This is a genomic window from Stutzerimonas kunmingensis (assembly GCF_021432085.1).
GTDB lineage: Bacteria > Pseudomonadota > Gammaproteobacteria > Pseudomonadales > Pseudomonadaceae > Stutzerimonas.
In genome coordinates, this window is record NZ_CP090366.1 from 3,209,050 (window position 1) to 3,233,721 (window position 24,672).

At 65.3% G+C, this 24,672-nt stretch carries 27 protein-coding genes; 12 read left to right on the plus strand and 15 right to left on the minus strand.

Annotated elements, in window-relative coordinates; all coding sequences use genetic code 11:
• Positions 1-11 precede the first annotated feature (11 nt).
• Together LW136_RS15105 and mdtD are read right to left on the minus strand one after the other, a co-directional pair.
• The gene (locus tag LW136_RS15105) at positions 12-272 is read right to left on the minus strand and encodes a hypothetical protein (RefSeq protein ID WP_003299674.1); all 261 of its coding nucleotides are present in this window, start codon (positions 270-272) and stop codon (positions 12-14) included.
• Positions 273-504: 232 nt separating this feature from the next.
• A complete protein-coding gene (gene mdtD / locus LW136_RS15110; RefSeq protein WP_041014500.1) occupies positions 505-1,932 on the minus strand; it encodes a multidrug transporter subunit MdtD in 1,428 nt (475 codons plus the stop codon).
• A gap of 272 nt (positions 1,933-2,204) precedes the next feature.
• Here mdtD and LW136_RS15115 point away from each other — a divergent pair, with 272 nt between their 5' ends.
• The 4 genes from LW136_RS15115 to LW136_RS15130 are packed head-to-tail and all read left to right on the plus strand — an operon-like array spanning position 2,205 to position 5,338.
• Positions 2,205-2,747: an iron transporter gene (locus LW136_RS15115; RefSeq protein WP_044316168.1), complete on the plus strand. Its 543-nt coding sequence runs from the start codon at positions 2,205-2,207 to the stop codon at positions 2,745-2,747.
• Complete coding sequence (locus LW136_RS15120) at positions 2,747-3,085, plus strand: cupredoxin domain-containing protein (RefSeq protein WP_003299677.1); 339 nt, start codon at positions 2,747-2,749, stop codon at positions 3,083-3,085. The genes LW136_RS15115 and LW136_RS15120 overlap by 1 nt, the downstream gene beginning before the upstream one ends.
• A 22-nt stretch (positions 3,086-3,107) precedes the next feature.
• Positions 3,108-3,965 (plus strand): FTR1 family iron permease, encoded by an 858-nt coding sequence (locus LW136_RS15125; protein WP_044316167.1) that lies wholly within the window; start codon positions 3,108-3,110, stop codon positions 3,963-3,965.
• Positions 3,962-5,338, plus strand: a complete 1,377-nt coding sequence (locus tag LW136_RS15130) for a 4Fe-4S binding protein (RefSeq protein WP_044316202.1) — start codon at positions 3,962-3,964, stop codon at positions 5,336-5,338. Before LW136_RS15125 ends, LW136_RS15130 begins: the two co-directional genes overlap by 4 nt.
• 46 nt (positions 5,339-5,384) lie before the next feature.
• Here LW136_RS15130 and LW136_RS15135 read toward each other — a convergent pair whose 3' ends face one another.
• The 3 genes from LW136_RS15135 to LW136_RS15145 form a co-directional block, all read right to left on the minus strand.
• Entirely contained in the window at positions 5,385-6,080 is a 696-nt protein-coding gene (locus tag LW136_RS15135; RefSeq protein ID WP_042926192.1) for an anaerobic ribonucleoside-triphosphate reductase activating protein, read from the minus strand.
• Positions 6,077-6,232, minus strand: coding sequence for an anaerobic ribonucleoside-triphosphate reductase (gene nrdD / locus LW136_RS15140; protein ID WP_003279708.1), 156 nt, complete (start codon positions 6,230-6,232; stop codon positions 6,077-6,079). Before nrdD ends, LW136_RS15135 begins: the two co-directional genes overlap by 4 nt.
• Before the next feature lie 74 nt (positions 6,233-6,306).
• Positions 6,307-8,325: a ribonucleoside triphosphate reductase gene (locus LW136_RS15145; protein WP_044316166.1), complete on the minus strand. Its 2,019-nt coding sequence runs from the start codon at positions 8,323-8,325 to the stop codon at positions 6,307-6,309.
• A 230-nt stretch (positions 8,326-8,555) separates the two neighbouring features.
• On the opposite strand from LW136_RS15145, the gene LW136_RS15150 reads away from it, so the two are divergent.
• Both LW136_RS15150 and LW136_RS15155 read left to right on the plus strand, forming a co-directional pair.
• The gene (locus tag LW136_RS15150; protein WP_003299686.1) at positions 8,556-9,233 is read left to right on the plus strand and encodes a Crp/Fnr family transcriptional regulator; all 678 of its coding nucleotides are present in this window, start codon (positions 8,556-8,558) and stop codon (positions 9,231-9,233) included.
• 99 nt (positions 9,234-9,332) lie between these two features.
• Positions 9,333-9,719, plus strand: coding sequence for a putative zinc-binding protein (locus LW136_RS15155; protein WP_003299688.1), 387 nt, complete (start codon positions 9,333-9,335; stop codon positions 9,717-9,719).
• Between the two features lie 159 nt (positions 9,720-9,878).
• Here the strand turns inward: LW136_RS15155 and ubiT are convergent, their stop codons facing one another.
• From ubiT to norR, 5 genes are all read right to left on the minus strand, one after another.
• Positions 9,879-10,373 (minus strand): ubiquinone anaerobic biosynthesis accessory factor UbiT, encoded by a 495-nt coding sequence (ubiT, locus tag LW136_RS15160; RefSeq protein ID WP_003279700.1) that lies wholly within the window; start codon positions 10,371-10,373, stop codon positions 9,879-9,881.
• Positions 10,367-11,257, minus strand: coding sequence for a U32 family peptidase (locus tag LW136_RS15165; protein ID WP_041014507.1), 891 nt, complete (start codon positions 11,255-11,257; stop codon positions 10,367-10,369). Before LW136_RS15165 ends, ubiT begins: the two co-directional genes overlap by 7 nt.
• A gap of 14 nt (positions 11,258-11,271) precedes the next feature.
• Complete coding sequence (ubiU, locus tag LW136_RS15170) at positions 11,272-12,267, minus strand: ubiquinone anaerobic biosynthesis protein UbiU (protein WP_003299693.1); 996 nt, start codon at positions 12,265-12,267, stop codon at positions 11,272-11,274.
• A gap of 202 nt (positions 12,268-12,469) precedes the next feature.
• Positions 12,470-12,679 carry a hypothetical protein gene (locus LW136_RS15175; RefSeq protein WP_003299695.1) on the minus strand — a complete coding sequence of 70 codons (210 nt, stop codon included), beginning with the start codon at positions 12,677-12,679 and terminating at the stop codon, positions 12,470-12,472.
• Positions 12,680-12,751: 72 nt separating this feature from the next.
• Positions 12,752-14,278, minus strand: coding sequence for a nitric oxide reductase transcriptional regulator NorR (gene norR, locus LW136_RS15180; RefSeq protein WP_041014508.1), 1,527 nt, complete (start codon positions 14,276-14,278; stop codon positions 12,752-12,754).
• Between the two features lie 145 nt (positions 14,279-14,423).
• Between norR and ytfE the strand changes: the two genes are divergently transcribed.
• The 4 genes from ytfE (at position 14,424) to LW136_RS15200 (ending at position 16,733) form a co-directional block, all read left to right on the plus strand.
• Complete coding sequence (gene ytfE, locus LW136_RS15185) at positions 14,424-15,143, plus strand: iron-sulfur cluster repair protein YtfE (RefSeq protein ID WP_041014509.1); 720 nt, start codon at positions 14,424-14,426, stop codon at positions 15,141-15,143.
• Positions 15,140-15,655, plus strand: a complete 516-nt coding sequence (locus LW136_RS15190; RefSeq protein ID WP_041014510.1) for a hypothetical protein — start codon at positions 15,140-15,142, stop codon at positions 15,653-15,655. The genes ytfE and LW136_RS15190 overlap by 4 nt, the downstream gene beginning before the upstream one ends.
• A 134-nt stretch (positions 15,656-15,789) precedes the next feature.
• Entirely contained in the window at positions 15,790-16,473 is a 684-nt protein-coding gene (locus tag LW136_RS15195) for a Crp/Fnr family transcriptional regulator (protein WP_003299699.1), read from the plus strand.
• A gap of 68 nt (positions 16,474-16,541) precedes the next feature.
• Complete coding sequence (locus LW136_RS15200; protein WP_041014511.1) at positions 16,542-16,733, plus strand: hypothetical protein; 192 nt, start codon at positions 16,542-16,544, stop codon at positions 16,731-16,733.
• Between the two features lie 112 nt (positions 16,734-16,845).
• Here the strand turns inward: LW136_RS15200 and dsbG are convergent, their stop codons facing one another.
• From dsbG to dsbD, 3 genes are read right to left on the minus strand one after another with little or no spacing between them, the layout of a single operon-like run.
• A complete protein-coding gene (dsbG, locus tag LW136_RS15205) occupies positions 16,846-17,613 on the minus strand; it encodes a thiol:disulfide interchange protein DsbG (RefSeq protein ID WP_041014512.1) in 768 nt (255 codons plus the stop codon).
• Positions 17,610-18,425 (minus strand): TlpA family protein disulfide reductase, encoded by an 816-nt coding sequence (locus LW136_RS15210; RefSeq protein ID WP_041014513.1) that lies wholly within the window; start codon positions 18,423-18,425, stop codon positions 17,610-17,612. The genes dsbG and LW136_RS15210 overlap by 4 nt, the downstream gene beginning before the upstream one ends.
• Positions 18,425-20,158, minus strand: coding sequence for a protein-disulfide reductase DsbD (gene dsbD / locus LW136_RS15215; RefSeq protein WP_041014514.1), 1,734 nt, complete (start codon positions 20,156-20,158; stop codon positions 18,425-18,427). The genes LW136_RS15210 and dsbD overlap by 1 nt, the downstream gene beginning before the upstream one ends.
• 279 nt (positions 20,159-20,437) lie before the next feature.
• Here dsbD and LW136_RS15220 point away from each other — a divergent pair, with 279 nt between their 5' ends.
• A complete protein-coding gene (locus LW136_RS15220) occupies positions 20,438-21,115 on the plus strand; it encodes a response regulator (RefSeq protein WP_041014515.1) in 678 nt (225 codons plus the stop codon).
• Positions 21,112-22,434 (plus strand): sensor histidine kinase, encoded by a 1,323-nt coding sequence (locus tag LW136_RS15225; protein ID WP_041014516.1) that lies wholly within the window; start codon positions 21,112-21,114, stop codon positions 22,432-22,434. Before LW136_RS15220 ends, LW136_RS15225 begins: the two co-directional genes overlap by 4 nt.
• An 8-nt stretch (positions 22,435-22,442) precedes the next feature.
• On the opposite strand, the gene LW136_RS15230 is transcribed toward LW136_RS15225, so the two are convergent.
• Entirely contained in the window at positions 22,443-23,807 is a 1,365-nt protein-coding gene (locus LW136_RS15230) for a heavy metal sensor histidine kinase (RefSeq protein ID WP_041014517.1), read from the minus strand.
• Positions 23,804-24,487, minus strand: coding sequence for a heavy metal response regulator transcription factor (locus LW136_RS15235; RefSeq protein WP_014820951.1), 684 nt, complete (start codon positions 24,485-24,487; stop codon positions 23,804-23,806). Before LW136_RS15235 ends, LW136_RS15230 begins: the two co-directional genes overlap by 4 nt.
• Between the last annotated feature and the right edge of the window lie 185 nt (positions 24,488-24,672).

Genomic DNA, 24,672 nt, shown 5'->3' on the forward strand with positions numbered 1-24,672 from the left:
ACTCACCACCCTCAACGACGTAGCAGTTCTAGCTGACGACGTAGCTGGGCGGCTTGCGCCTTTTCCGCCCGCAGCCCGGAAGTCAACTCAGCCTTGTCCTGCTCCAGGCGCACGATCACCTGACCGAGGCCATCCAGCAGTTCGCGTAGCACTTCCAGTTCTCGGCATTGGCTCTGCCGGCCCATCCATAGCAGCCAGAGCAGTACCAGTAGCACCATCACGCCGCACAGCGAGGTGCCGATCAGCAGCCAGGCGAGGCTCATTGCACTCATCGTTTCGCTCCTTTGCTTGCGGCGCAATGCCGCTTCCAGAGGCTCAACGATATGTAGCTTATGACGACAGGTCGATAATGTTTACTTGCACAGGTAAACATTTGCAGCAGGTCATTGCCGCCATCTGCTAGTGAAGGACGGCTATGGACCACGCAGGCCGCCCGGCGATGTGCCAGCATGACGCAGCGCCACTGCGACCACCTGTCGTGATTCCTTACAGGTCGACAGAGGATTACTCGCCGACGTCCACCGGTCGCCGCACATCGTCGTCATGGCCAGGGTCGCGATGTTCCAGCTGCAGGAACAATGCGGCAGCGAGCATCGCCATACCGCCGACGCAGAGAAACGTCAGCTGAAATGCCCGCAGCACCTCGCTGCCCTGCGCGTCGTCCACGGTGAAGCCTCCCAGCAGCGCACCGGCGGTGGCGACGCCAAGGCTCATTGATAGCTGCACCACCACCGACAGCAGGCTGTTGCCGCTACTGGCGTCGGCATGACTAAGGCCGACCAGGGTGACGGTGTTCATCGCGGTGAACTGCATCGAGTTGACCATGCCGATCAGGCCCAGATGCACCAGCAGCAGCCACGTCGGCGTTTGTCCATCGATGGTCGCCAGACTGGCGATCAGGCAGCCGAGCAGCAGCGTGTTGCCGATCAGCAGACGGCGATAACCGAGACGATCGATGATCGGCTTGGCCAGGGATTTGACCGCCATCGCACCCAAGGCCAGCGGAATCATGCTCATCCCGGCCTGCGCTGGCGAATAGCCAAGCGCCACCTGCAGCAGCAATGGCAACAGGAACGGCAGCGCGCCACCACCCAGCCGGGCAAACAGGTTGCCGAAGATGCCCACCGCAAAGCTGCGCGTATGGAACAGCTTGGGGCTGAACAGCGGCGCATCGATGCGCCCGGCGCGCAGCCAGTAGGCCGCCATGCAAGCTGCGCCGCCGAACAGCAGCAGCATCACGCGGGCATGCGACATGTGCATCTGGCCGAGCCCCTCGAGCGCGATGGTGACCAGCACCATCGCTGCGCCGAACAGCAGGAAGCCGAGCGTATCGAAGCGTACCCGCTCGGGCCCTTTGAGATCGGGCATGAAGCGCAGCGCGGCGATGCAGCCAATCACGCCCACCGGCAGATTGATCAGGAATATCCAGTGCCAGGAGGCGTACTCCACCAGCCAGCCACCCAGGGTTGGCCCGAGCAACGGGCCGACCAGTCCTGGCAGCGCGATAAAGGCCATGATCCGCACGAAGTCGCTGCGCGGAAATGCCCGCAGCACCACCAGCCGCCCCACCGGCAGCATCAGCGCTCCGCCCAGCGCCTGCAGCACGCGGGAAGCCACCAGCTGGTTGAAGCTGGTAGACAACGCGCACAACAGCGAGCCCACGGAAAACAGCACGATGGCGGTCACGAAGATGCGCCGGCTACCGAAGCGGTCAGCAATCCAGCCGGATGCCGGAATCAGCAACGCCACCGTGAGCATGTAGGCGATCACAACGCCCTGCATACGCAGCGGGTTTTCCGCCAGATCGCGCGCCATGGCGGGCAGCGCGGTATTGAGAATGGTGCCGTCCAGCGTCTGCATGAAGAAGGCGATGGCCACCAGCCACGGCAAAATCCGCGCGGTACGGGCGTCGAGTGAGACGGGCGGTTGCATGAAGTCCCCGGATACGAAAGGTGCACCATCTTAGAGGATTCGTTCGGCGCCGGTTCGGGTCGCTGCTCCCCGCACACCCACACCAAGCGCCACTGTGACGACCTGTCGCAGTTAGCCTGCAGCGCCCGCAAACAGCCGTCTGCAGCGGCATACAGCTTTGCATTCAGACACCGGTAACAAAATATTTCTTGGGAAATTGACGCGAATCATTATCATTCGGAAGCGCAAGTGCAATCTTCGCTCCGTCCTTTTCTGTTTCCGGAGAATTCCCAATGCGCATCCCCGCCACACTGGCCATCACCACTCTGCTGCTCACCCCGCTCGCCCCGCTCGCCCAGGCGAAGGAATACCCCATCGGCGAACCGCAGCAGTGCGGCGGCATGGAGGTCGGCGCGGTGTATCTACAGCCGGTCGAAATGGACCCACCGGGCATGATGCGTGCCGCGGCCGAGTCCGACGTGCATCTCGAGGCCGATATCAGCGCCACCGAAGACAACCGCAACGGCTGGCAGGAAGGCAGCTTCGTGCCATATCTGAGCATCCACTACACGCTGCGCAAGAAGGGTTCCGACGAAGTCGTCGAAGGCGATTTCCATCCGATGGTGGCAAACGACGGCCCGCACTACGGTGACAACGTCAAGCTGCTCGGCCCAGGCAAGTACCAGTTGACCTACAAGATCCTGCCGCCAGGCTCGGGGCACAACATGTTCGGTCGCCACACCGACAAGGAAACCGGCGTCGCCCCCTGGTTCGAAGGCTGCGAGCTGACGTACGAGTTCACCTACGCCGGCATCGGCAAGAAAGGGGGCTACTGATGCGTCGCGCCGGGCAATCGCTGCTCGGCGTGCTGCCGCTACTGGTCGGGCTCGCGAGCCCGGCGCAGGCCGCGCTGCCGACGTACGAGCTGACCATACGTGACGGCCACTTCGAACCAGCGACCATCGAAGTCCCTGCCCGCCAGCGCTTCAAGATCATCGTGCACAACGCCGGTAGCGGGCCGACCGAGTTCGAGAGCACCCCGCTACGCGTCGAGAAGGTGCTGTCACCCGGGGTGACCTCCTTCGTCGTGATCCACCCGCTGAAGCCGGGCCGCTACCCATTCTTCGACGAATTCCATATGGATCTTCCCGAAGGCGAGATCGTCGCCAAGTAGTTGCTTTTCTGAGGAGAGTCCCATGGGCCAATCCATGTTCATCGTCTGGCGCGAAAGCGTCGAGGCTCTGCTGGTCATCGGCATCCTGCATGCCTGGCTGCGCCAGCAACCAGGCGCGGGCAATGCGTTGCGCATGCTCTGGGCCGGTGTCGCCGCCGGTCTCGGTCTGGCCGCTGCGCTGGGCTGGGGCGTACTGCAGGCCGGCGACTGGCTGGCGGGCAGCGGTGGCGAATGGTTCCAGTGCGCGATGTTGCTGGTAGCCAGCCTGCTGATCCTGCACATGGTCGGCTGGATGCATCAGCATGGCCGCACGCTGAAGACCAGCCTGCAGAACAGCGCCGCGGAAAAGCTCAGCCAGGGCAGCGGCATCGGCCTGTTGCTGCTGGCCATGCTCGCCGTGGGCCGTGAAGGCAGCGAGACAGTGGTGTTCCTCTACGGCATCGGTAACCAGCAGGCGGGTATGGACCTCACCCGCTTCGTCATCGGCGGTGTACTCGGTTTCGTCCTCGCAGTGCTCAGTTATGCAGCCCTGCAGGCCGGCAGCCGCTACTTCAGCTGGCGGCGTTTCTTCCAGGTCAGCGAGGTGATTTTGCTGCTGCTCGGTGGCGCCCTGCTGATGGCCGCGCTGGATCGCTTCAGCGGCCAGCTGATGGGCATGGACGTGCCGGAAGTGTTCTATACGGTGTTCGGCGATCCGCTCTGGGACACCTCCGCCCTGCTGGATGACGGCAGCGCGTTGGGCGGCACCCTCGCCGGCCTCACCGGCTACCGCGCCATGCCGTCACTGGCCGCGGTGGTGACACTTGCCCTGTACTGGCTCGCCGCATGGGCCTGGCTCAAACCGCGGGCGCAGGTGCAGCTCGCTGCGAGGCCAGCATGATCACCCAGGCGCCGTGGCTGGCGCGACTCGGTGACCTGCTGCGCCAGCATGCGAAAGCCATTCGCGCGCTGCAGTGGCTGGTGGTGGGGTTCTACCTGACGCTGCTGGTGATCCCCGCCTTTCTTGATCTGCCGCCGGCCCAGGCCGGCATGCTCGATAACCTGACGGTACTGGCGCAGTTCATCTTCTGGGGCCTGTGGTGGCCCTTCGTGCTGCTGTCGATGATCTTCTTCGGTCGCCTGTGGTGCGGCGTGCTCTGCCCCGAAGGCTCGCTCAGCGAATGGATCAGCTGGCGCGGGCTGAACAAACGCACGCCGCGCTGGGTGCGCTGGAGCGGCTGGCCGACCATCGCCTTTATCCTCACCACCGTCTACGGCCAGCTGATCAGCGTCTATGACTACGCCCAGGCGGCACTGCTGATCCTCGGCGGCTCCACCGTCGCGGCGATGCTGGTGGGCTTTCTCTACGGCCGCGGCAAGCGGGTCTGGTGCCGCCATCTGTGCCCGGTCAGCGGCGTGTTCGCCCTCCTCGCCCGCTTGGCGCCGGTGCACTACAAGGTCGACGAACAGCGCTGGCTGGAAAATCGCGAACCGCACCTGCCGACACCCAACTGCGCCCCGCTGATCGACATCCGTCGCATGCAGGGTAATGCCGATTGCCATGCCTGTGGCCGCTGCAGCAGCCAGCGGGGCGCAGTGCAGCTGAGCGCCCGTTCGCCCAATTCTGAAATCCTCATCGTCGGCGGTCAGCAGCAAAGCGATCACTGGGACAGCACCCTGTTGCTGTTCGGCATGATCGGTCTGGCGATGGGCGCCTTCCAGTGGACGGTCAGTCCCTGGTTCATCACCCTCAAGCAGGCCGCGGCGGAATGGCTGGTGGATCGCGACATCTTCTGGCCGCTGGAAGCCAATGCGCCCTGGTGGCTGCTGACCCATTATCCGCAGGCCAACGACGCCTTCACCTGGCTCGATGGCGCCGTGATCCTCACCTACATCTTCGGTGCCTCGTTGCTCGTTGGCGGCGCGCTGTGGCTGCTGCTGCGTGCGGCCGTGCGGGTGATGCGCCGTGGCGACAATGTGTTCCAGCACCTCGCATTGGCACTGGTGCCGCTGGGTGGCGCCGGGCTGTTTCTCGGCCTGTCCGCCACCACGGTCAAGCTGCTGCGCTACGAGGGCTTCCTGCTGGCCTGGGCGCAACCGGCTCGCGCCGCGCTGCTGATCGGCGCCGTGGCGTGGAGTCTGTACCTGGCCTGGAACGTGATCAGCCGTCACGGCGGCAACGGCCTGCGCCGGCTGCTGGCGTTCGCCTGCGTCAACGCCGGTTGCGCGCTGGTGGGCTATGGCTGGTGGCTGCAGTTCTGGGGCTGGAGCTGAGGTCGATGAGGCATTGAGTGGGCCGCCCGCTGCGGCCCACATACACCTAACCTCGCAAAACGAACGAAGGGAACAGCTGGTCCAGCCGTTCCCACAGGCGCTGCTGATCGTAGGGTGCGCGGCTCTCGGCGAGGCTGTCGTCGAGCATGCGCGCGGTGCGCACGCACTGCACGGCGAAGCGTTCGACACCCAGCCGGCGCAGGCGCTGAGCCATGTCCCACAGCATGTCGGCGTCGAACAGTTGCCAGTGCACGGTGGTCCGGCACTCATGCTCGACGCCGCTTTCCAGCAGGTGTTCGAGACTCTTCCAGTTGGCCTTGCCGCTGCCATCCACGCCGGTGATCGCGCTGCTGTGCTCGGGTAGCGCCTTGATGTCGAAACCGACCCAATCCACCAGCGGCAGGATGTTGGCGAACAGCTTCGGCTTGATGCCGGCGCTGTGCAGGCCGACCTTGTAGCCCAGCGCCCGCACCTGGGCGATGGCCTCGGGCAGCGCGGTCTGCAGGGTCGGCTCGCCACCGCTGAACACCACCGCCTCGAGCAGGCCGACGCGCTGTTCGAGAAAGGCGAGAATCTCCGGCCAGGGCTTTTCCTCACTGCCACAGGCGGGGATCAGCTGCGGGTTGTGGCAGTAGCGGCAGCGCCAGCCGCAACCCTGGCAGAACAGCACGCAGGCCAGATGGTCTGGGAAATCCAGCGTGGTCAGGGGGACCAGCCCCCCGACGCGAAGTGCTGCGGTCACCGCGCCGCTGCTTCAGTGAAATGCAGGCGCTCGCGATGCTCGGACTGCTTGCCCGGGTTGAAAGCGGTAACCGGGCGGTGATAGCCCATCACGCGGGTCCAGACTTCGCAACGTTGGCGCTGGTCCTGGGGCAGTTGGCTGGCTGGGTTCATGGTGACGCTCCTTTTGCTTAGGGTTGATTATGCGGCGCCGCACCTATTGGAGCGGCGTGACACGGGATCGCAGATCAGACCGCCAGGGCCGCTTCGGCTTGCTGCTTGTGCAGCAGCGCCTCATCGCACTTCGGGCAGAACTCGTGCTCGCCAGCGAGATAACCGTGCACCGGGCAGATCGAGAAGGTGGGCGTTACCGTCAGGTAAGGCAGGCGGTAACGCGACAGCGCATTGCGTACCAGCTTCTTGCAGGCCTCAGCCGACGAAATCTGCTCGGCCATGTACAGGTGCAGCACGGTGCCGCCGGTGTACTTGCACTGCAGCTCGTCCTGCAGCTCCAGGGCCTCGAAGGGGTCGTCGGTGAAGCCGACCGGCAGTTGCGAGGAGTTGGTGTAGTACGGCGCCTCGGCCGAACCCGCCTGGAGGATGTCGGGGAAGCGCTTGCGGTCTTCCTTGGCGAAACGATAGGTGGTGCCTTCGGCCGGCGTCGCCTCGAGGTTGTAGAGGTGCCCAGTGTCTTCTTGGAACTGCACCAGCCGCGCCCGCACGTGGTCGAGCACCTCGATCGCCAGGGCGCGACCGCCAGCGGTCTGCAGCCCCTCGGTGTCGTCGGTGAAGTTGCGCACCATCTCGTGCAAGCCGTTCACCCCGATGGTGGAGAAGTGATTGCGCAGCGTGCCCAGATAACGCTTGGTGTAGGGGTAGAGCCCGGCATCCATATGGTGCTGGATGACCTTGCGCTTGACCTCCAGACTCTGCCGCGCCATGTCCAGCAGCGCATCCAGCTGTTCGAGCAGCGCCGCCTTGTCACCACGGTAGAGATAGCCCAGCCGCGCACAGTTGACCGTCACCACGCCCAGCGAACCGGTCTGCTCGGCAGAGCCGAACAGCCCGCCACCGCGCTTGAGCAGCTCGCGCACGTCCAGCTGCAGGCGGCAGCACATCGAACGCACCTGGTTCGGCTGCATGTCCGAATTAAGGAAGTTCTGGAAGTACGGCAGCCCGTAGCGCGCCGTCATCTCGAACAGGCGCTCGGCGTTCTCGCTGTCCCAGGGGAAGTCGTGGGTGATGTTGTAGGTCGGGATCGGGAAGGTGAAAACCCGGCCGAGGCCGTCACCGGCCTGCATCACTTCTATATAGGCACGGTTGATCAGCTCCATCTCGGCCTGCAGCTCGCCGTAGGCGAAGGGCATCTCCTCGCCGCCGATGTAGGGGATCTGTTCGCGCAGATCTTCGGGGCAGACCCAGTCGAAGGTCAGGTTGGTGAACGGGGTCTGCGTGCCCCAGCGCGACGGCACGTTGAGGTTGTAGATGAACTCCTGAATGGCCTGGCGGATTTCGGCGAAGCCAAGGTTGTCCTTGCGCACGAACGGTGCGAGGTAGGTATCGAAGCTGCTGAACGCCTGCGCGCCGGCCCACTCGTTCTGCAGCGTGCCGAGAAAATTGACCATCTGCCCCAGCGCGCTGGACAGGTGCTTGGGCGGGCCGGCCTCAACCCGCCCCGGAATCCCGTTGAAGCCCTCATTGAGCAGGGTCCGCAGTGACCAGCCAGCGCAATAGCCGGCGAGCATGTCCAGGTCATGGATATGCAGATCGCCTTCGCGATGCGCCGTGCCGATCTCCGGGCTGTAGACCTCGTCCAGCCAGTAGTTGGCGGTGACCTTGCCAGACACGTTGAGGATCAGCCCGCCGAGTGAGTAGCCCTGGTTGGCGTTGGCGCGCACCCGCCAGTCTTCGCGGGAGAGGTATTCGTTCATCGAGGCGGCGACGTCGACCACCACCTTGCGATCTCGGCGCAGACGCGCATGGCGTTCGCGGTAGACGATGTAGGCCCGGGCGGTATCGAAGTAGCCGGCTGCCATCAGGGCACGCTCGACGCCGTCCTGCACCTGCTCCACCTCCACCGCCGTGCGATGGGCCAGTTGCTGACGAACGGCCTGGGCCAATGCCTGCGCCACTGCCAACTCGAACTCGCCGGTCGCCGCGCCCGCCGCCGCGATGGCGCGCTCGATCTTGTCCACTTCGAACGCCGCCAGTCGGCCATCGCGCTTGCGCAGTGAAACCGGTTTCGCCACCTCTGCCTGCCTGGGCATCAACGCCTCCATAACCATATGTAGTGAATTTATTCGCAAGAAACACAATATGGTGTGACTTTAGAGGTGGAACCTCATTACCGAATTGATCATCGTCAAGCACAGGCAAGTGATCGCCCGACGGCGCCGACGGCTCATGGCCGACACTCTTGTCCGTGATCAAGGAAGCGGCGGACACCGGACTCCTAGGATGCAGGCTGATAAACCCGGTTCAATCCGGGGGAGGACACATGCTCACTGAAAAAACCCTGGTCGCGGAATTGCGCCGCCACCATCTGTTCAGCCGACTGCCCGAGGCGGCGTTACAGGAGGTGTGCACCTCTGCCAACCTGAAGCGCCTGCCTGCGGGGGCCTCGCTGTTTCATCAGGGCGATAAGGCCGACCGCTTCTATTTCCTCTTCAGCGGCCAGATCAAGCTGCACCGCGTAGTCTGCGACGGGCAGGAGAAGCTGGTGGAAGTGATGCGTGCCGGTGAATCGTTCGCCGAAGCGCTGTTGTTCAAGGGCACGCCGAGCTATCCGGTCAGCGCCACCGCGCTAAAGGCCAGCCTGGTGGCGAGCCTGAACGGGCCGCATTACCGGCGAATTCTCGAGCAGCACCCGGATATCTGCCTAGACATCCTCGCCACCCTGAGCATTCGTCTGCACCAGCGTATGACCGAGATCGACACCCTCACCCTGGCCAACGCCAGCCATCGCGTGGTGCGCTTTCTCGCGCAATCGCAGCAGGACGACAGCGGCGTGGTGGTGCTCGATGTGCCGAAACGCTTGATCGCGTCGAAACTGGGCATTCAGCCGGAAACCTTCTCGCGCATCCTGCATCGGCTGATCGACGCCGGAACCATATCGGTCCAGCGGCGACGCATCGAGATTCTCGACAACCGCAAGCTCGCCGCCTATGACGAGTGACCTGCGGCAGAACGCCCCAGTGTTCTTGATTGCTGTCAAAGCCAGTCGCCGGCGCGCCTTGGAAAATGACCCGCGCCACGCCACCGTCAGGAAAACGCGATGATCACCACAACGCCTGCGCCCCTGGTCTATTCATGCTCCGGTTGTTCGAATGTCGCGCAGCTGGCCAACACCCTGGCGGTGCGTCTCGATCGCGCCGGGCTGGCGGAAATGTCCTGCATCGCCGGCGTCGGCGGGCGCGTTGCAGCGCTGGTGAAGAAAGCCAACTCCGGCCGCCCCATTCTCGCCATCGACGGCTGCCCGATGCATTGCGCCCGCGCCTGCCTCGCGCAGCACGGCGTGACACCCGACGTGCACATCACCCTCAGCAGCTACGGCTTGCGCAAGCGCTATCGGGAAGACTGCAGCGAGGAGGAGATCAGCGCGCTGTTCGATGACATGAAAGACATTATCGCCAGTGACCGGATGCAGTTGCGCACGGCCTGAAACCCACGGACTGAGCGTGTCGCTGGAATCGCGGAACAGTTCGTTCCAGCGGGTAGCGCGCCCTGCGCCCCCCGCACTGCTGCGCCGCGCCGGGGCGGTCCGCCAGCCTGAGCCTTGCAGGCGCAGGCAGTTTGCGACGGCTGCGGGCGGAACAATCGGTCAGGCTCTGGCCGCCTGTGCCCGGCCGGCCGCCGCCACCTCCTCGCCGGCACCCTGCAGCAGTTTCCACAGCCAGCTCGGCAGCGTGTCGGGGTCGAGACTGTCGATCAGATTCTTGATCGCCAGGCCCAGCTCGGTATCACCCTCGATAACCAGCCGGCGGCGGAAGAACAGCGTATCCGGGTCTTCCTGACGGCTGGCCAACAGCAGGAACTCGCGCCAGTTGCCGCGAATGGTCACCTCCACCGGTGCCTGCGCCGCAATGCGCAGCTGCTCGCGCTCGCAGGTCAGGCACCAGGCAAGGCCGAGGTCGGCGACTTCGAGCTTCATCCAGTGGCCGTCAAGCACGTCAAAGGCGCCGTCGCTCAGTGCTTCGGCGAATACCTGATTGAGGCTGCGCTCCAGCGCAAGGCGCTGGAGCAGGAATGGCGTCTTGGCCGCAAGCGGCAACAGCCGCCCGCCGAGATTCACCAGATGGGCACGTGGATTCAGCATAATCCGGCCTCCTCGGCGCGCAGCATGCCCGGCTGGCCATGCCAATACCCATTGCAACCGTCCACCGCCAGCGGCGGCAGCGCGCCCTTGCGCACCGCATCGAAGGCAGCGACCACCTCGTCCATACCGGCAGCGCGCGGGCTCAGGCGCAGCAGATCGGCACCGCTGTCGACCAGACCCGCGTAGTCGGCGAGCAGGTTGCTGACCGCTGCAGACATGGTCTGGATACCGTTGATCGTGAACAGCGCCTCACCCTCCTGGCTCAGCAGCGGAATGCCCTCGGGATAGTTCTGGCAGCAGAACTGGCAGTCGTCCTTCGGCCGGTTCTCGGCACGGGCGGTGAAGCAGCGCGCCGAATAGGCCAGTGGCAGATGACCATAGGCGAATATCTCGATTTCCGGCAGTGCCACGCCCAGCTCCTGCAGTTGCGCGCGGGCACTCTTGATCAGCTTGCCGGAGGCTTCCACCGGCGGCACCCAGCGGGTCATGCCGCTGGCCACCAGCTCGGCCAGGGCGTGGCCGTTGTATAGGTTCAGCGCCGGGCCGCCAACGAAGGGCAGCTTGCGCTCGGACATCAGCTGCACCGCGCCCATGTCATTGGCTTCCACCAGCAGCTCGCCGTTGTCACACAGGCGGCGCAGGCTGGATAGCTCGGAAGCGGCTTCGACCAGGGTCAGGCCGGACAGCACCAGCTGCGCCGAGGAGGCTTCAGCCAGATCGCGGGCCAGACCAAGCCAGTCGTCGAGCATCAGCGCGCGGCGCTTGGAGCAAACGGTTTCGCCGAGGTAGATAACATCCAGCGGCTGGCTGGCCATGTTGGCGTAGAAGTCCAGCGTCTGCTGGCGATCCCAGTAGAACAGCACCGGGCCCAGAGAAAGTTTCATGGGTGACTCCTCGTTCATTGCCAGGCCCGATGGTAGGCACCCAGGGTGGTTTGCGAGCCTTCGGAGAGACCGTCCAGCACCTGCCGCCAGCCGGGTTCGACCGCGTAGCGCTGCGGCGCCTTGAGATAGCTGTCCAGCGCCGCGCGCCAGACCCGAGTGACCTGCTCGACATAGGCCGGGCTGCGCTGGCGGCCCTCGATCTTCATCGCGGTGACGCCGATGGCGGAAAGCTCGGGGATCAGATCCAGGGTGTTCAGGCTGGTGGGTTCTTCGAGCGCGTGGAAGCGCTGACCATTGACCATGAAGCGCCCTTTGCACAGCGTCGGGTAACCAGCCGATTCGCCTTCGGCGTAGCGGTCGATCAGTACGTTGTTGAGGCGCGAGGTCAGCCCTTCCGGCTCCTCGCTCCAGCGCACCGCCTTGGCCGGCGAGCAGACGCCACAGAGATTGGGTGATTCGCCGGTAAGGTACGAAGACAGATGGCAACGACCCTCGGCCATGATGCACAGGCTGCCAAAGGCGAACACTTCGATCGGCACCGGGCTGCTCGCCGCGACCTGCTTGACCTGCTTGAGCGAAAGCACCCGCGGCAGCACAGCGCGGCTGATGCCGTAGCGCTGCTGATAGAAGCCCAGCGCGGCGGCATTGGTAGCCGACCCCTGCACCGACAGATGCAGATTGAGTTTGGGATGGCGCTTGCTGGCATAGCCGAGCACGCCGGGGTCGGCCGCGATCAGCGCATCCACGCCCATGTCGGCGGCCTGATCCACGGCGCGCTGCCAGCGATTCCAGCCGTCCGGCTGGGCATAGGTGTTGACGGCGATATACAGCTGCCGGCCCTTCTCGCGGATCAGCTGCAGACCCTTGTCGAGCTGCTTTTCATCGAGATTGAGGCCGGCGAAATGGCGGGCGTTGGTGTCGTCGCGAAATCCGACATAAATGGCATCGGCGCCCTGCTGGACGGCGGCCTTGAGCGCGGGCAGGCTTCCTGCCGGGCAGACCAGGTGCATGACAACTCCTAGACATTCGGGTACATGCGCGCCACGCACCGATGGCGTGGCGGTCGTTCGGCTGAACGGAAAACAGCCGGCAGTCTAGGCAGCTGACCATTGGCCAGCATTGATAGGGGTCAAGTTTGCTCGGACGTCGCGACTGCGACGAAATGCAGCGGAAGGTGCGCGCCAGCTGTGCCATGGCTGGCGAGCAATTGCCTCAAATGCCCTCGTCGCCCTCGAATTCCTCGGTGGCACGGGCGACCATCTGCCGCCACGCGCCGGACTCCTCACCAAGCAGGCGTATGGCCTTCAGGCTCGCAGCGAAGGCGTCGCGATAGTGCAGCGGATTGTTTTCGCTGGCGGCGCGTTCGGCGAAGGCCTGCGCCTCGCTCAACAGCGCTTCGAATTCGTTCTGGTCCAGTGCCATGGAGCTCTCCTCGGTTGTGTTATGAGGTTAGACCATGGCAGGTCGTCTGCGACTCTCGCCGGCCGACGGGCGCTACTTGAGCTTCAGCCGTCGCGCCAGCTTGTGCAGGTTGCTCGGGTCGACATCCAGCAGACGGGCGGCTTGCGCCCAGTTCTCGCCGCTGGCCTCCAGCGCCCGGACGATGGCCTGGCGCTGGGCAGCATCGACGGTGTAGCGCAGCGGCAGCACCTCGTCGGCGACTACCGGCTCATCGGCTACCTGCGCCGCGACCGCACCGACAGCATGGCTGTCCAGGTCCAGCAGATCGGGCTCCAGCGTCAGGATCTCGCTGCGCGACGCGCCACGGCTGAGCAGGCGCAGCGCCGCGCGGCTGACCACATGCTCCAGCTCGCGCACGTTGCCCGGCCAGGAATAGGCCAGCAGAGCGCGCTCGGCGGCCGGCGACAGTCGCATGCTGCGCAGCCCCAGCCGCGCGCGATTGAGTTCGAGGAAGTGCCCGGCGAGGATCAGCACGTCGTTGCCACGCTCGCGCAAGGGTGGAATCGGCGCCGGATAGACCGACAGCCGGTGATAGAGATCGGCGCGAAAATGCCCGTCACGCACGCTTTCGCGCAGGTTGCGGTTGGTCGCGGCGATGATGCGCACATCGACCTGGCGCGGTTTGTCCGCACCGAGGCGCTGGATCTCGCCATTCTGCAAGGTGCGCAGCAGCTTGGCCTGCACCGTCAGCGGCAGCTCGCCAACCTCGTCGAGCAGCAGCGTGCCGCCATTGGCGGCGTCGAAACGACCGGGCCGATCGGTGGTGGCACCGGAGAACGCGCCTTTGACGTGGCCGAACAGTTCGCTCTCGGCCAGGGATTCCGGCAGTGCCGCGCAGTTGACGTGCACCAGCGGCTTGTTGCGCCGCCGCGAATGCCGATGCAGCCAGCGCGCGAACAGCTCCTTGCCGACACCGGTCTCGCCCAGCAGCAGCACTGGCAATTCGGAATCGGCCACCACCTGCAATTCGCGCAGCAGTTCGCGGATCACATCGCTCTGACCGAGAATTTCGCCATCACCATGATCGAGTGCGGCTTCCATTACGTCGCTACGCGCCAGGCGCAGACCGCGATTCTCATGCTCCAGCCGGGTAACCCGCACCGCGGCCTCGATCACCAGTGTGTAGCGCTGCAGGTCGCAGCGGGCGTCATCGCCAAAGGTGCCGGCATGCAGCGCATCCAGCGTCAGCGCACCCCACAGCTTGCCTTCGACGTAGAGGCTGACGCCCATGCAGTCATGCACCGGCAACGGCTCGCCGATGTGCTCGTCGAGCAAACCGTCATAGGGGTCCGGCAGGCGGCTGTCGGGCTCGAACCAGGTCGGCTCGCGCTGGGAGAGGATCGCCGCCAGACGCGGATGCTGCGCTACGACGAAGCGCCGGCCCAGCGCCTCCTGCACCAGCCCTACCGCCGCCAGTGGCCGCAGGCTGTCCTCGTCGAGGCGCAACAGCACGACGGCACCGCAGCGAAAGTGCTGGTGCAGGGTGTGCACCAGACGTTGCAGGCGCACCGCGTTGGGCAGTTCGGTGGTCAGGTCGGCAAGCAGTGCGTCAGCCATCATGGTGCTGGATACCCTCATGGTTTTTCGAACCATAACCGCTTCGGGTAATTTCCACCAGCAGCGTGTCGCAGCCGCCAGTTTCCGCGGTGTCGGCGCCTGGCACGGCTGTTGCGATGGACGGGTCATATCCATCAGGACCACTGCCATGACCACCGACCTAATCGACCAGACCCTCGGCAATCTCGCATGTTCGGTGCCGGGTGCCACCCGGGTATTCCGCCAGTTCCGCCTGGACTTCTGCTGCGGTGGCGACCTGCCGCTGAGCGAGGCCGCGGCGCGAATCGATGTCGATCCGCACATCATCGCCGACGCACTGCTCGCCCTCGAGCCGGAAGAGTCCGAGAAGGACTGGCGCGCCGAGCCCGCTGGCCAGCTGATCGAATACATCCTGGCGCGCTTCCATGAGCGGCATCGCGACCAGTTCCCGGAGCTGATTCGCCTGGCCAGCCGGGTCGAGCAGGTCCATGGCAGCCGCCCCGAATGCCCCAACGGTCTCGCCGAACACCTGTGGCACATGCAGCAGGAGCTGGAAAGCCACATGCTGAAGGAGGAACAGATTCTCTTCCCGATGCTGCAGCGCGGCATGCGCTTCCCGCAGGCACAGGGGCCGATCTCGGTAATGCGCTACGAGCATCAGGAGCACGGCAATGCCCTGGAACAGTTGGCAGCGCTGACCAACGACATCACCCCGCCGGCCAACGCATGCAATACCTGGCGCGCGTTGTATCGCGGGCTGGAGGAGATGCGCAGCGACCTGATGCAGCACATCCACCTGGAGAACAACGTGCTGTTCCGTAACGCGGAAATGACCGCGCCGACAGCGAGCGATGAAGGCGTACAACGTATTGAGGTGGCTCAACCATGAAACAGTATCTGCAACCTATCGCCTGGGGCGTGGCAATGGCCTCGGTCGTCGCCCTGGCCAGCAGCTTCGCCCTGAGCATGGCCGTCGGCACGGCGCAGGCGGCCACTGCACACGATCACAGCCACCCAACGCCCGTCGCCGCCCAAGCTACGCCAGGCGAGCGCTGGGCCACCGACGCCGCTCTGCGCGAAGGCATGACCCGTATCCACGAAGTCGTACAACGCAGCATGCCAAGTGCCCCCGGCCAGCCGGTCAGTGACGAGTCGGCGGCCGCGCTGCAACGCGACATCGAAGCGGCGACCAGCTATCTCATCGCCAACTGCAAGTTGCCGGAAGCCGCTGACAATGCGCTGCATGGCCTGTTGATCGACCTGCTCAAGGGCGCCGAGGCGCTGTCCGACGCCGAGCAGCGTGAACAGGGCCTGCAGCGCATTTTCGAGGCACTGGAACGTTATCCGCAGCTGTTTGCCGAGCCGGTATGGCGTGAAGGATTCGTCGCGCATCTGCACTGATCGCCTACGCGGTACTGAGCCGCGTATGGCCAGATCATGACCGTCATCAACTTCTAACCTGCGTCATCGCCCATCACATGCGCTAGGCTGAAGGCCGACGTTTGTTGTTGTTCAATTGAAACAGGACGCCTTGCATGGTGCTTCACCGCGTACACCACCAGATTCTCCGCAGCCACCACCTGTTCGAACCGTTGAATGAAGAGCAGATGGAAGAACTGCTCAATGCCAGCCAACTGCTCAACCTCGACAAGGGTGACAACCTGTTCCACCAGGGCGAGCCGGCACACAACTTCTACTTCGTCATCTCCGGTGCGGTTAAGGTCTACCGCCTGACGCCCGACGGCCAGGAGAAGGTCTTCGAGGTCATCGGCAACCGCCAGACCTTTGCCGAAGCCATGATGCTGATGGACACGCCCAACTACGTGGCCTCGGCCCAGGCGGTCTGCCCGTCGCAGGTCTACCGGTTCTCCAACGCGGCCTACATGCGCCTGCTGGAAGCGAACCAGCGCCTCACCTTCGCCCTGCTCGGCAAGCTCTGCGTGCGCCTGCACCAGCGCATCAACGAGATCGAAACGCTGTCGCTGAAGAACGCCACCCACCGCGTGGTGCGCTATCTGCTGACGCAACTGGCGCGAGTGAAGGACGGCAGCAACAGCTTCGAACTACCGATGGCCAAGCAGCTGGTGGCCGGGCACCTGTCGATCCAGCCGGAGACGTTCTCGCGGATCATTCGTCGACTGATCGACGAGAGCATCATCACCCAGGAAGGCCGGCAGATCGCCATCCTCGATCGCCAGCGACTCGAGCAGTTCGAGTGAGTTGATCGTCGTCAAAGCCCGCGGATTTTCCGCCGTGTCAGGCTTTACCGACCGAGAGGAGCGCCGCCATGCCCAGATGCCTGTACTGCCAGCAGGACAACCCGCCGAAGCAAGCCGAATGCGGCAACTGCGGCATGCCGCTGCCGGAACACGCCGACAGCGCCCCGGAGCGCCGGCAGCGGCGCTTCCTGTGGTTCTGCATTGGTCTCAGCATCTTCTGCGCGGTGATGATCGTCTGGCTGCCGCGCCATCTGTTCTGATGGCGCCCCACCCAATGATGTCTACAGCGGATAGTCGCTTCGCAGTGAAACGCCGCCCCGTGCTGAAGCGGATGTGCCGCGAAACAGCTCAGCGACCACCCGCAGCAATCCTTCAGCGTGGCCCCATGATCTGCGCCAGCGCATCCGGCTGCGGCGCACCCTGGTGCTGCTGCAGGCGGTCGTTGTCGTCGAGATAGAAGATCGCCGGAGTCGCCTGGGCGCCCAGTTCGCTCATCAGCATCAGGTTGTCGGTGAGCTGTTTCTCCAGAGCTGCCGGGATCTTCTGCAACGGCTTCAGCTTGCTCGCCTTGCCGGCCGCCTCGTGCTCGTTGAGCGCTGCCTGCGGATCCTTGGCGCTGAGCAACGCGGCGGACTTGCCGGCACTGTCGGCGCGCAGCATGCCGACCATGATGTGTCGCAACTGCACCTTGCCGGACTCGACCCAGGGCCGGGCCTGCTTCCAGAACATGTTGCAGTACGGACAGTTCGGGTCGCTGAACATGTAGATGACGCGCGGCGCGTCGGCCTTGCCGTCGGCGATCCAGGTGCTGTTCTCCATGCGCGTCCACATTTCCTTGCCCAGCGGTTCGTAGACCAGCTTCTCCAGGTGCGCGCGGGTCAGGTCCTCACCCTTGGCATCGAGCAGGCTGCCGATCAGCACGTGCTCGCCATCCGGGGTGAGATACAGCGCCATGCCCTGTCCGTTGTAACGCGCGGCATAGCCCTTGAGCCCGCCGGGTGCCGCGAAACTGCCGACGACCTCGGCGCCACGCGCCTCGACGGCCTTGATCGCCTCCGGCAATTCCTCGGCCTGCGCCATGGGCAGGGCCAGCAGGCTGACGCCGGCCAGCAGGTAGGGTAACGGCTTGAATCGAATCACTGCGCAGCTTCCTCTTTCAGTTTTTCCAGCGCGCGCGCCAGGCTGGCGTGCGAGAGTTCGCCGAGATGGCTGCTGACCTGGCGGCCATCGGCGTTGTAGAACAGCGTGGTCGGCAGCGCCGTGGAGCCCACGTGCTGGCCGAGGCGCCCGCCACTGTCGAGCAGGACGTTATCGAGACTCAGCCCCGCGGTTTCCAGGAAGCGATTGATCTCCCCCTCCCCCTCGCCCTGATTGACGAACAGGAACAGGGTGTCGCTTTCCCGGGCTTGGGCGTCGGCGAGCACCGGCATCTCGCGCCGGCACGGCGGGCACCAGGTCGCCCAGAGATTGATCACCAGCGGCTGGCCGGAGTAATCCTCCAGCGCCACCGGGCGACCCTGGTTGTCGCGCAGGGCCATTTCCGGCAGCCGCGTGCCCTGCTCGAAGGAGTGCCAGGCCAGGTTACTGAAGCCCCAGCTGAGGATTCCCACCGTCAGCGCGATACCCAGCGGCTTGCGCAGTTCGCGGTCGCGCCAGCCCCACCAGATGCCCAACGCCAGCGCAGCGACCAGCCCGGGCCAGGCGATGAAGCCACCGTCACGGATATCGATGACGCTTAGCCAGTCATCCCGGTAGTACGCCCAGTACAGCGTGACAAAGGCCAGGCGAGCCACCAGCAGCGCCACCAGCAGCAGGCGAAACAGCTGCCGCTCCGGGTTGCGCTCGCTGCGGCGGCCGACCCACCAGCCGGTCAGGGTCGCCAGCAGCAGGCTGCCCAGCAGCAATACATGGGGCACCGCCAGGGCCAGCGGCCCGATATTCACAGTCAGCATCAACCTCGCTCCCGGGTCTGGTTCCAGTTCTGCAGAAAGTCCCCGGCACCGACCTCGCCGGTGATACGGCGTTCGCGGCGCTCGACGCCATCCGGGCCGATCCACAGCAGCGTCGGCGGGCCGAGCACCTGGTAACGGTCCAGCAATTCGCGGCTGGCGGCGTCGCTGCGGGTCACGTCGGGGCGCAGCACGCGCACGCCGTCCAGGCTCGCCTGCACCTCGGCATTGCCGAAGACCTCCTTCTCCATGACCTTACAGGAGACGCACCAGTCGGCGTAGTAATCGATCAGCACCCACTGGCCCTGCGCTTTGGCCGCTGCCAGCTCACGATCCAGCACCGCCGGATCGCTGAAACCGAGCGCGTGAGCTTCGGCGGAGATGGCACCCGTTCCACCGCCGGCATAGATCGCCAGCGGCCGACGCGGATCATCCGCGCCGCCGGCGGCACCGAGCAGCATCGCTGCGCCCCACAGGCCCAGCAGAATGCCGCTGGCCTGACAGAGCACGCGCTGGCGTTGCACTGCCTGCGCCACATGCAGCAAGGCGGTGGCGAGCACCACCAACAGTGCGCCCCACAGGCCCAGCCACAGCCAGTCGGCCAGCAACGGACGCGCAACGAACAGCGCTGCCGCGAGGAAGAGAAAGCCGAATACCACCTTGACCCGGTCCATCCAGGCGCCCGGCTTGGGCAGAAAACGCTGGCCGACCGTCACCAGCAACAGCAACGGCGTGCCGATGCCCAGGCCCAGCGCGAACAGCACCAAGCCACCCTGCAGCGCACTGCCGCTCTGTGCGATGAACAGCAGCGCGGCGGCCAGCGGTGCGGTCATGCAGGGGCCGACCAGCAGGCCGGAGAGCACGCCCAGCGCGCCAGCCCCGGCGAGGCTGCCCCCGCGCTGGCGATCACCGACACGCTGCAGGCGATCACGCAGCGTCACCGGCAATTGCAGCTCGAACAAACCGAACATCGGCAGCGCCAGCAACACGAACAGCACGGCGAAACTGGTCAGCAGCCAGGGCTGCTGCAGCGCCGCCTGCAGGTTGGCGCCGAGCAGCGCCGCCAGTACACCGAGCCCGGCGTAGACCAGCGCCATGCTGACTACGTAGGTCGCCGCCAGGGCAAAACCACGGCGCGAGGTGGCACCGCTGCCGACCACGATGCCCGCCAGGATCGGCAACATCGGCAGCGAACAGGGAGTGAAGGCCAGCAGCAGACCGAGGCCGAAGAACACCAGCAGGCTCCAGGCCAGTGCCTGGCTTTCGAGGCCGCTGACCAGCGCCTGATCTTCGGCCAGCCCAGGCGCTGCCGCCGTGCCGTTGCCAGTCAACGACACCTCGCGGGTCTGCGGCGGATAGCAGAGTCCTGCATCGGCGCAGCCCTGCCAGCCGAGACGCACACTATTCTCCGCGCCCGGCGGGATCAGCAGTTCGAGGCTGTCGCGGTAGATCTGCGAATTGCCGAAGAACTCGTCGCTGTAGGGCTCGCCCTCGGGCAGCGGCGGCTGGCGCTCCGGCGGCAGGCCGTCGAACTGCAGGCGCTGCTGATAGAGGTAATAGCCCGGTGCGATCCGCCAGTGCAGCAGCGTCGCGCCGTTCTCCTGCGGGCTGACCGTCAGCGCGAACGCCTCTTCCACCGGCAGAAAATCATCCTGCGAGCCGCCGCCAAACAGCCCACCGGCCGGCAGCGCCAATCCGGGCGCCAACAGAAACAGCAGAAGAACCAATATGCGCATGAGAGTCCTGGCCGAGAAATGACTGCCGCGCAGCATGCCGCGACGGGATTAACGCGCCATTAACAGGCCGTTGAAAAACGTAGGCGAGGCCGCCAGCGCGAGGCAAAACAGGCGAAAAAGCGCAGTTTACGAACGGTAAATGAGCATTTTGAGCCTGTTTTTAACGCTGCGATGGCAACGCAGGTAGTTTTTCAACGGCCTGCTAACGCCAGCGCACGGCTGCATAACGTTGCCTTAATCGCTAAGGTCCATCCTTGAGCTTTTTCTGCGGACCCTCCCATGCACGTGCTGCTTGCCGAAGACGACGCGCTGATCGCCAGCGGTATCGTCGCCGGGCTCAATGCCCAGGGCCTGATCGTCGACCACGCCGCGACTGCGGCGGATGCCGAAGCCCTGCTGCGTACGGCGCACTTCGATGTGCTGATCCTCGACCTCGGCCTGCCCGACGAAGACGGCATCGTCCTGCTGCGACGCCTGCGCCAACAGGGCCTGGAACTACCGGTGCTGGTGCTCACCGCACGCGATGCGGTCAGCGACCGGGTCACCGGCCTGCAGGCGGGTGCCGACGACTACCTGCTCAAGCCGTTCGATCTGCGCGAGCTGGCCGCGCGCCTGCACACGCTGATGCGGCGCATGTCCGGCCGCAGCGTCAACCTCATCGAACATGGCCGGTTGAGCTACGACCCGAGCCGCTGCGAAGCACGCCTGGACGGCCGCCTCGTCGACCTGTCGCGCCGCGAACAGGCACTGCTGCAGGCGCTGCTCAACAACCAGGGCCGGGTGCTCAGCAGCGAGCAGCTCAAGGACGCGGTCTACGGTTTTGCCGACGACGTCGAGAGCAACGCCCTGAACGTGCATATCCACCATCTGCGCCGCAAGCTCGGCAGCGGCATCGTCGAAACCGTGCGGGGCCTCGGCTACCGTCTCGGCCTCGCAGGCGACGAGGACGCGCCATGAGCCTGCGTCTGCGCCTGACCGTGATGCTCGGTTCGGCCTTCGTGCTGCTCTGGACGTTGGCTGCGACCTGGATGCTGGTCGATCTTCGCAGCCAGATGATGCTCTCGCTCGATCAGCGCTTGGCCGCCTCGGCGCGCATGGTCGCCGGTCTGCTGGTGCAGTTGCCGCAGCCGGTGCCCGGCGACGGCCCGCCGCAGCGTCTGAGCGCCGAGCAACTGGGCATCCCCAACGGCCTGGCCTGCCAGGTCAGCTCGCTGCGTGGCGAGGTGCTGGCGCGCAGCCACAGTGCGCCCGACCAGCAGCTGGACGCCGAGCAGAACGGCTTTCGCGACCAGTTGATCGACGGCGTGCCCTGGCGCAGCTTCACCCTGGTGCAAGGCGAGCTGCGCATCACCACGGCCGACCGCCTGGATGAGCGTGCCGCGCTGAAGCGCTCGGTGTTGCTGGCGGCGGCGCTGCCCGTGGCGGTCGCCCTGCTCGGCAGCCTGGGTCTGCTCTGGCTTGGCCTGGGCCGAGGGCTGGCGCCCGTGCGGCGGATTCGCGAGGCACTGACCCGACGCAGCGCCGACTCCCTCGAACCCTTGCCGGTCGAAGGCCTGCCGCCGGAGCTGCTGCCGCTGGTGCAGACGCAGAACCAGCTGTTCCAGCGCATCGCCCAGGCCATCGAACGCGAACGCCGGCTGACCGGCGACGCCGCCCACGAACTGCGCAGCCCGCTGACAGCGATCAAGACCCACCTGCAGGTAGCACGCATGACAGAAGGCGCCACCGCCGAACAGGCGCTGGCGAACGCCGAGGCCGGCGCCGACCGCCTGCAGCGCACACTGGAACAGCTATTGTTGCTGGCCCGGGTGGAAGGCAGTCTGGATTTCGACGATGGCCTGCAGTGCACGGCCGCCGAGGTCGCGCGACTGGCGATTCAGGACGCCAGTGGCGGTGACGGCGCGCCAATCCTGTTGCAGGTCCCGGCGGACCTGCCCGACACGCCGCTGGCCATGCCGCCGGTGCTGGCCATCGCCGCGCTGCGCAACCTGCTGGAAAATGCCCAGCGCCACACCGCGCCGGGCAGCGCCGTCACGCTGACCCTGCAGCCTGAAGCCGAGCGAGTACGCTTCGAAGTACGCGACCAGGGCCCGGGCATCGCCGCCGAGCATCTCGAGCACCTGACCCGCCGCTTCTGGCGACACGCCGCCAGCAGTGGCAGCGGCCTGGGCCTGGCCATTGTCCAGGCGATCGCGCAACGCTGCGACTGCACCCTCACCTTCGAGAGCCAGGCCGGCGGCCTACGCGTATTGCTGACGGTGCCGCTGCAGCGCTGAGCACGCGCTTAGCCAGGGAATTCCAGGTGGAAGGTCGTCCAGCCCTTCTGCGACGTACAACCGATCGCACCCTGATGGGCCTGAACGATCGAACGGGTGATCGCCAGGCCCAGCCCGGCATTGCTCGGGCTGCCTTCGCGGCGCGCCGGGTCGACCCGGTAGAAGCGGTCGAACAGTCGCTCCAGATGCTCGGGCGCTATGGTCGCCCCGGGATTGCTCACCTCAAGCGTCACGTGACCTGAGCCTCGCTCGATGGTCACCCGGATCCGCTCGCCGTCGGGCGTGTAACGCAGCGCATTGGACAGCAGGTTCGACAGCGCCCGGCGCAGCATCAACAGATCGCCCTGAATGGTGCCGGCACCGGAAAGCTCGAAACGCACCCCGCGCTCGTCCGCCGAGAGCTGGTAATAGTCCAGCAGCTGCGCGCACAACGCATCCAGCGCGACGGGCTTGGCGTCCGGCACGATCAGCCCGTTATCCGCCTTGGCGAGGAACAGCATGTCGTCGATCATCCGGGACATGCGCTGCAGCTCCTCCAGATTCGAATGCAGGTTGTCCTGGTACTGATCCAGCGTACGCGCGCGGGTCAGCGCCACCTCGGTGTGGGTCATCAGGTTGCTCAGCGGTGTGCGCAGCTCGTGGGCGATGTCGGCGGAAAAGTTCGACAGCCGCACGAAGGCGTCCTCCAGTCGCGCCAGCATGGCGTTGAACGCCTGCACCAGCTGCTGCAGCTCGGCCGGTGTCGACTCGTCGGGGATGCGCTCGCGCAGCGACTTGGCCGAGACGGACGCGGCCACCTGGGTCACATCGCGCAACGGTCGCAAGCCGCTGCGCACCAGCAGCCAGCCGAGCAGCCCGCTGAGCAAGGCACAGAGCACCAGCGCCGACCATAGCCAGCCGCTGAACGTATGGAAGAAGGCCTTGTGCGCGGTGACATCGAGCAGGATCAGCAAGGTCAGCCGCTGTGCGCCGATCGCGAGATGCCCGGCCTCGCCACGCCAGACGTGGCCGTCCAGTGTCAGCTCTCCCGCCTCCCGGCCGATCAGCCCGAGTAGCGGCGGTTCCGCTTCATCAACGCCCGGCTGAGGAAACAGCTGTGCACCGCGTTCATCGAAAATGAAACCGCGCATCTCGCTGTGCCCGCCGAGCAGCGCCTGCAGCTGTGGGCGAACGCGCTCGAAGTTCTGCAGGTCGTCCAGCTCCCCCAGCAGGCGTCGGCTTGCCTCGAGCTTTTCGTGCAGCGTATGGCGGTCCAGTTCGTCGAAGTGATGTTCGCTGAGCTGGCTGAAGAAGTAACCGGCGGCGGCCAACACGCCGGTCACCGCCAGCATGAACATCAGGCTCAGCCGCGCGGTCAGCGACAGCCGCTTCATGGCGCGTCCGGCTCGTCGAGCATGTAACCCATGCCCCGTGCGGTGTGGATCAGCTTGGGCTCGAAGCCATCGTCGATCTTCACACGCAAGCGACGGATCGCCACCTCGATGACGTTGGTGTCACTGTCGAAATTCATGTCCCACACCTGGGAAGCGATCAGCGACTTGGGCAGCACCTCGCCGCGCCGACGCAGCAGCAGTTCCAGCAGGGCGAATTCCTTGGCAGTCAGGTCAATACGCTGGCCAGCCCGCACCGCGCGGCGCTTGAGCAGATCGACCTCCAGATCGGCGATCTTCAACTGGGTCTGCAAGGCCGCCGCGTTGCCTCGTCGCAGCAGGGTGCGCACGCGCGCCAGCAGTTCGGAGAAAGCGAACGGCTTGACCAGATAATCGTCGGCGCCCAGCTCCAGCCCCTTGACGCGATCCTCGACGCGATCGCGCGCGGTCAGAAACAGCACCGGCACCTCGTTGCCCGACGCCCGCACCAGGCGCAACACTTCCCAGCCATCAAGGCCCGGCATCATCACGTCGAGAATCAGCAGGTCATAGGGCGTACTCAGCACATGCTGCAGCGCGTCGGTGCCGCTGGTAACACGGTCGACGGTGAAGCCGGCCTCGCTCAGCCCCTGCTGCAGGTACATGCCGGTTTTCGGTTCGTCTTCAGCGACCAGCAATTTCATGGCGGCGAGTTCCTTCGGTGGCGACGCCGCAAGTGTGGCAGTGCCCGCAGCTGGGACGCCACGAAGCTGACAAAAAAGTAATCTTCCGATCAGCCTCTTGTCAGGCCGCCGGGGTTAGCGTGGTACTCAGAAAAATGATGCTTGACCTTGCCATCGCGTCAAGGTTGAGCATCAAGCCAGTGCTA

Coding starts and splice junctions, on each gene's coding strand:
- LW136_RS15105 (WP_003299674.1), bottom strand. CDS start 272: ATGAGTGCAATGAGCCTCGCCTGGCTGCTGATCGGCACCTCGCTGTGC.
- mdtD (WP_041014500.1), bottom strand. CDS start 1,932: ATGCAACCGCCCGTCTCACTCGACGCCCGTACCGCGCGGATTTTGCCG.
- LW136_RS15115 (WP_044316168.1), top strand. CDS start 2,205: ATGCGCATCCCCGCCACACTGGCCATCACCACTCTGCTGCTCACCCCG.
- LW136_RS15120 (WP_003299677.1), top strand. CDS start 2,747: ATGCGTCGCGCCGGGCAATCGCTGCTCGGCGTGCTGCCGCTACTGGTC.
- LW136_RS15125 (WP_044316167.1), top strand. CDS start 3,108: ATGGGCCAATCCATGTTCATCGTCTGGCGCGAAAGCGTCGAGGCTCTG.
- LW136_RS15130 (WP_044316202.1), top strand. CDS start 3,962: ATGATCACCCAGGCGCCGTGGCTGGCGCGACTCGGTGACCTGCTGCGC.
- nrdD (WP_003279708.1), bottom strand. CDS start 6,232: ATGAACCCAGCCAGCCAACTGCCCCAGGACCAGCGCCAACGTTGCGAA.
- LW136_RS15145 (WP_044316166.1), bottom strand. CDS start 8,325: ATGCCCAGGCAGGCAGAGGTGGCGAAACCGGTTTCACTGCGCAAGCGC.
- LW136_RS15150 (WP_003299686.1), top strand. CDS start 8,556: ATGCTCACTGAAAAAACCCTGGTCGCGGAATTGCGCCGCCACCATCTG.
- LW136_RS15155 (WP_003299688.1), top strand. CDS start 9,333: ATGATCACCACAACGCCTGCGCCCCTGGTCTATTCATGCTCCGGTTGT.
- ubiT (WP_003279700.1), bottom strand. CDS start 10,373: ATGCTGAATCCACGTGCCCATCTGGTGAATCTCGGCGGGCGGCTGTTG.
- LW136_RS15165 (WP_041014507.1), bottom strand. CDS start 11,257: ATGAAACTTTCTCTGGGCCCGGTGCTGTTCTACTGGGATCGCCAGCAG.
- ubiU (WP_003299693.1), bottom strand. CDS start 12,267: ATGCACCTGGTCTGCCCGGCAGGAAGCCTGCCCGCGCTCAAGGCCGCC.
- LW136_RS15175 (WP_003299695.1), bottom strand. CDS start 12,679: ATGGCACTGGACCAGAACGAATTCGAAGCGCTGTTGAGCGAGGCGCAG.
- norR (WP_041014508.1), bottom strand. CDS start 14,278: ATGATGGCTGACGCACTGCTTGCCGACCTGACCACCGAACTGCCCAAC.
- ytfE (WP_041014509.1), top strand. CDS start 14,424: ATGACCACCGACCTAATCGACCAGACCCTCGGCAATCTCGCATGTTCG.
- LW136_RS15190 (WP_041014510.1), top strand. CDS start 15,140: ATGAAACAGTATCTGCAACCTATCGCCTGGGGCGTGGCAATGGCCTCG.
- LW136_RS15195 (WP_003299699.1), top strand. CDS start 15,790: ATGGTGCTTCACCGCGTACACCACCAGATTCTCCGCAGCCACCACCTG.
- LW136_RS15200 (WP_041014511.1), top strand. CDS start 16,542: ATGCCCAGATGCCTGTACTGCCAGCAGGACAACCCGCCGAAGCAAGCC.
- LW136_RS15210 (WP_041014513.1), bottom strand. CDS start 18,425: ATGCTGACTGTGAATATCGGGCCGCTGGCCCTGGCGGTGCCCCATGTA.
- dsbD (WP_041014514.1), bottom strand. CDS start 20,158: ATGCGCATATTGGTTCTTCTGCTGTTTCTGTTGGCGCCCGGATTGGCG.
- LW136_RS15220 (WP_041014515.1), top strand. CDS start 20,438: ATGCACGTGCTGCTTGCCGAAGACGACGCGCTGATCGCCAGCGGTATC.
- LW136_RS15225 (WP_041014516.1), top strand. CDS start 21,112: ATGAGCCTGCGTCTGCGCCTGACCGTGATGCTCGGTTCGGCCTTCGTG.
- LW136_RS15230 (WP_041014517.1), bottom strand. CDS start 23,807: ATGAAGCGGCTGTCGCTGACCGCGCGGCTGAGCCTGATGTTCATGCTG.
- LW136_RS15235 (WP_014820951.1), bottom strand. CDS start 24,487: ATGAAATTGCTGGTCGCTGAAGACGAACCGAAAACCGGCATGTACCTG.